Here is a 5,149-nt window from a genome sequence, read left to right as displayed (position 1 = left end):
TGTCTCGGCACCGCGCGCCGGCCGCCAGGCCTGCTTCTTGAACCAGCACCCGCCGCCATTCGACCCAGAAACCAGCCAAAGATGTCATTGACCCATCACAAGCCGCCGCCCGCCGGCGACGCCGTACAGCAGGCCAAGCTCTCGCCGGCCGCATCCCGCTTTGCCGCCGCGTCCTCCACCTCCACCGGGGCGATGCTGGCCAAGATCGCCATGATCGCCATCGTGGACGCCACCGCCGTGTTCGCGCTGTTCACCGCGATCGGCCGTGAAGCCTGGGCCATCGCCGCGGTGCTCGCGGTGATCACCCTGGCCATTAACGTGGTGTACTTCAAGCGGGGCTGGCTGCCGGCCAAGTACCTGCTGCCGGGCACCATCTTCCTGCTGATCTTCCAGGTCTTCGTGATCGGCTACACCGGCTACATCGCCTTCACGAACTACGGCTCGGGTCACAACTCGGACAAGGACGACGCCGTCATGGCGCTGCTGCAGTCCAACCAGAGCCGCGTGCCGGACTCCCCGGCGTTCCCGGTGACGGTGCTTGATGACGGCCAGGAGCTGTCGCTGCTGGTCCAGCGCGACGGTGTGCAGCAGGTGGGGTCCGCCGATCAGCCGCTTACTCCCATCAGCCCGGAGCAGCTGGAGGGCTACACGCAGCTGGGCTTCGCCGACCTGCTTGGACGCCAGTCGGAAGTGACCTCGCTGTCCGTGCCGATCAGCCAGGACCCGGCCGAGGGCTCGCTGCGCACCTCGGACGGGCGCACCGCCTACCAGTACACCTCCAACCTGGTGTACGACCAGGCCGCGGGCACCATGACGGACTCCACCACCTCGGTGGTCTACCGGGATACCGGGGTGGGCGCCTTCACCGCCGAGGACGGCACCCAGCTGATGCCCGGCTGGTCGATCAACGTCGGGTTCGAGAACTTCACCCGCGCGTTCAGCGACCCCTCCATCCGCACCGCGCTGTCCTCGGTGACGCTGTGGACCTTCGCCTTTGCCCTGCTCTCGGTGGCCACCACGTTCTTCATGGGCTTGTTCCTGGCGTTGGTCTTCAACGACCTGCGGATGAAGGGGCGCAAGATCTACCGGGTGATCTCCATCCTTCCCTACGCGTTCCCGGCATTCCTCGGTGGCCTGGTCTGGGCCGGCATGCTCAACAAGGACTTCGGTTCGTGAACCAGGTGCTCTTCGGCGGGGCGCAGATCCCGTGGTTGACCGACCCGTGGCTCGCGAAGTTCTCCGTGCTCTGGGTCAACCTGTGGCTCGGCTTCCCGTACATGTTCCTGGTGTGCACTGGCGCGCTGCAGTCCATCCCCGACGAGCTGGCCGAGGCGGCCAAGATTGACGGGGCCAAGCCGTTCCAGGTGTTCCGCCTGATCAAGCTGCCGCTGCTGCTGGTCTCGGTGGCCCCGCTGTTGATCAGTTCGTTCGCCTTCAACTTCAACAACTTCAATGTCATCTACATGCTCACCGAGGGCGGCCCGCGCCTGGAGGGAGCGGGGCTGAACGTGGGTGCGACCGACATCCTGATCTCGATGGTCTACAAGGTCGCCTTCGTCGGTTCGCAACGCGATTACGGCCTGGCCAGTGCGTTCTCCATCATCATCTTCGTGCTGGTCTCCATCATCGCGGTGATCAGCTTCAAGCAGACCAAGGCCCTGGAGGAGCTGAACTAATGTCGACGCCAACTCCCGTGCGCCCCGCCGCCCGCCGCGGCTTTGGAAAGTGGTTCGCCGCCACCGGCTGGCGCCACCTGATCGGCGTGGCCCTGTGCATCTATGCGGCGTTCCCGCTGCTTTATGTGCTGTCGGCCTCACTGAACCCCAACGGAACGCTGCTCTCATCCAACGGACTGTTCACCGAAGTGGGGCTGCGCAGCTACATCGACCTGTTCCGCAATGAGCAGCGGCCCTTCGCCGCCTGGTTCGGCAACACCCTGGTGATCGGGTTGACCACGGCCGCGGCTCGGTCTTCCTCGGGGCGCTGGCCGCCTACAGCTTCTCGCGCATGCGCTTCACCGGACGGCGCTTCGGCCTGATGAGCCTGCTGGTGGTCCAGATCTTCCCGCAGCTGCTGGCCGTCGTGGCCATTTTCATCCTGCTGACCTCGCTGGGCGAGGTCTACCCCATGCTGGGCATCGACAACCAGGTCGCGCTGATCATGGTGTACCTGGGCGGCGCGCTGGGCGTAAATACGTACCTGATGTACGGGTTCTTCAACACCGTCCCGGTGGAGATCGACGAGGCAGCCAAGATCGACGGGGCCGGGCATGCACGGATCTTCTTCACCATGATCCTGCGTCTGGTGGCACCGATCCTGGCGGTGGTGGGACTGCTGTCCTTCATCGCGAGCACCTCGGACTTCGTGATCGCCTCGGTGGTGCTGGTCTCGCCGGAGAACCAGACGCTGGCCGTGGGGCTGTATTCCTACGTTTCGGAGGAATTCAGCTCCAACTGGTCCGTCTTTGCCGCCGGTGCGGTGCTGGCCGCGCTGCCGGTGATGGCGCTGTTCCTCTTCCTGCAGAAATACATCGTCGGCGGCCTGACCGCCGGTGCGGGGAAGTAGCAGGCCCCGGCAAAGCGGCCGGCGGAGCGCATCCCGGACCGCAGCGGTGTGTGGCGGATGAAAAGCTATCGGGATGCACCTGCAAAAGCAGGGCGCGGCCCCGGAAAGCGCAAAAAGGACCTGCGGAACGCACTGTGTGCGTTCCGCAGGTCCTGCTGGCTGCCCAGGAGTTGCCCCGGCGTGGGGGTGCCTAGAGCTGGTTGCCCAGCTTGAAGCCCTTGGAGGCTTCGCCCACGTAGGTGCCCTCGTCATCCCCGGCACGGGTGTAGGAGAACCCGTCGGCGCCGATGGTGACCTCCAGTTCGGAGTCATCGGTGCGCTCAACGATCTCCTGCACGTTGCCGTCCAGGTCCAGGACCTTGGAGGCCTCGGTGTACCAGGACGGGACGACCGGGTTGCCCCACCAGTCACGGCGCTGGTTGTCGTGCACGTTCCAGGTGATGGTCGGGTTGTCCGGGTCCCGGTGTAGTAGTCCTGGGTGTAGATCTCGATGCGGTGGTCATCCGGGTCCAGGATGTACAGGTAGAACGCGTTGGACACGCCGTGGCGGCCCGGGCCGCGTTCGATGCGGTCCGAGATGCGCAGGGCACCCATCTTGTCGCAGATCTGGATGATGTTGTGCTTCTCGTGGGTGGAGAAGGCCACGTGGTGCAGGCGCGGGCCGTTGCCGCCGGTCAGGGCGGTGTCGTGCACGGTGCCCTTGCGGTGCATCCAGGCGGCGTAGGTGGTGCCCTCGTCATCCTGGATGTCCTCGGTGACGTGGAAGCCAGGTCCTCCAGGTACTTGCGTCCGCGCGGCACGTCCGGGGTCACCTGGTTGAAGTGGTCCAGGCGCACCAGCTCGCCAGCCGAGTACAGGTCGTAGCGCATGTGCAGGCGCTCGACGTGGGTGGTCTCGAAGAAGAACTCGTACGGGAAGCCCAGCGGGTCCTCCACGCGCACCGCGTCCCCGATGCCCTTGACGAAGCCGTCCTTGCGGCGCTCGGTGCGGCAGCCCAGCTCCTTGTAGTAGGCCTCGGCCGCGTCCACGTCCGCGTTCGAGCGCACGCGGAAGGCCATGGCCTTCAGTGCGGCGACCGGCCCCTGGGTGAGCACCAGGTTGTGGTGGATGAACTCCTCGAAGGACCGCAGGTAGACCTGGTTCTCATCCTCGTAGCTCACGTGCAGGCCCAGCACGTCCACGTAGAACTCGCGGGACTTGGCCAGGTCGGTGACGACCAGTTCGGCGTACGCGCAGCGCAGGATGTCCGGGGCCGGGACCGAGGGCTTGGGGATCTCGTTGCTCATGTTCTTGCTCCTTTGCAAATAATTCTTGGGGTACTAGCCGTCGATCTTGGCTGCGTCGGCGGCACCGAACTTCGGGGTGTGCACCTCGCCCAGGGTGATGTGCACGGCCTGCTGGTCGGTGTAGAAGTCGATCGAGCGGTAGCCGCCCTCGTGTCCCAGGCCCGAGGCCTTCACGCCGCCGAACGGCGAACGCAGGTCACGCACGTTGTGGGAGTTCAGCCACACCATGCCGGCCTCGATGTTCTGGGCGAAGTTGTGGGCCCGCTGCAGGTCGTTGGTCCACAGGTAGGCGGCCAGGCCGTACTTGGTGTTGTTGGCCAGCTGCAGGGCCTCTTCCTCGGTGTCGAACGGGGTGATCGCCACGACCGGGCCGAAGATTTCCTCCTGGAAGATCCGGCGTCGGGCTTCACGTCCACGAACACGGTCGGTGCGACGTAGGAGCCGTTCTCCTGGCCCTCGGGCAGGTTCTCCGGGCGTCCTCCGCCGGCGACCAGGCGGCCCTCGGACTTGCCGATTTCCACGTAGCTCATGACCTTGTCGTAGTGCTCGGGGTGCACCAGCGCGCCGACCTGGGTGTCCGGGTCGTGCGGGTCGCCGACCTTGATGTTCTTGGCGCGCTCGGCGTAGGCTGGATGAACTTCTCGTAGATGCCGCGCTGGACCAGGATGCGCGACCCGGCGGTGCAGCGCTCACCGTTCAGCGAGAACACGCCGAACAGTGGAGTCGATGGCCGCATCGAAGTCGGCGTCCTCGAACACGATGGCCGGGGACTTGCCGCCCAGCTCCATGCTCATGCCCTTCAGGTTCTCCGCGCAGTTGCGGAAGATCAGCTGGCCGGTGGAGGATTCGCCGGTGAAGGAGATCAGCGGCACGTCCGGGTGCTTGACCAGCGCGTCGCCGGCTTCCTCACCGATGCCGTTGACCAGGTTGAACACGCCCTTGGGCAGCCCGGCGTCCTCAAAGATCTTGGCCCACAGGGAGGCCGAGAGCGGAGTGAACTCCGCCGGCTTGAGCACCACGGTGCAGCCCGAGGCGATCGAGGGGGCCAGCTTCCAGGATTCGAGCATGAAGGGGGTGTTCCACGGGGTGATCAGCCGGCCACGCCGATCGGCTTGCGGTTCACGTAGTTCAGCTGGGAGCCGGGGACCTTCAGCGCGGTGTCGTGCTGGGCCACGATCAGGTCGGCGAAGAAGCGGAAGTTCTCCGCGGCGCGGCGGGCCTGGCCGCGAGTCTGGGTGATCGGCAGGCCGGTGTCGAAGGTCTCCATCTCGGCCAGGCGGTCCTCCTGGGCCACCACG

The 5,149-nt window shown here is 65.7% G+C and carries 4 pseudogenes; 2 read left to right on the top strand and 2 right to left on the bottom strand.

The window, feature by feature from the left end:
- Positions 1–81: 81 nt before the first annotated feature.
- Positions 82–1,676: pseudogene (locus tag JCM19049_RS07910) on the top strand (ABC transporter permease subunit).
- Positions 1,676–2,565, top strand: a pseudogene (locus tag JCM19049_RS07905) (sugar ABC transporter permease). Before JCM19049_RS07910 ends, JCM19049_RS07905 begins: the two co-directional pseudogenes overlap by 1 nt.
- A 190-nt stretch (positions 2,566–2,755) precedes the next feature.
- On the opposite strand, the pseudogene hpaD reads toward JCM19049_RS07905, so the two are convergent.
- Both hpaD and JCM19049_RS07895 read right to left on the bottom strand, forming a co-directional pair.
- Positions 2,756–3,851: pseudogene (hpaD, locus tag JCM19049_RS07900) on the bottom strand (3,4-dihydroxyphenylacetate 2,3-dioxygenase).
- 33 nt (positions 3,852–3,884) lie between these two features.
- Positions 3,885–5,149, bottom strand: a pseudogene (locus JCM19049_RS07895) (aldehyde dehydrogenase); the annotation flags it as partial.

Source organism: Arthrobacter sp. JCM 19049, assembly GCF_001310435.1.
The sequence above is the reverse complement of the archived record's forward strand: the minus strand, read 5'-3'. Positions and strand labels throughout refer to the sequence as shown.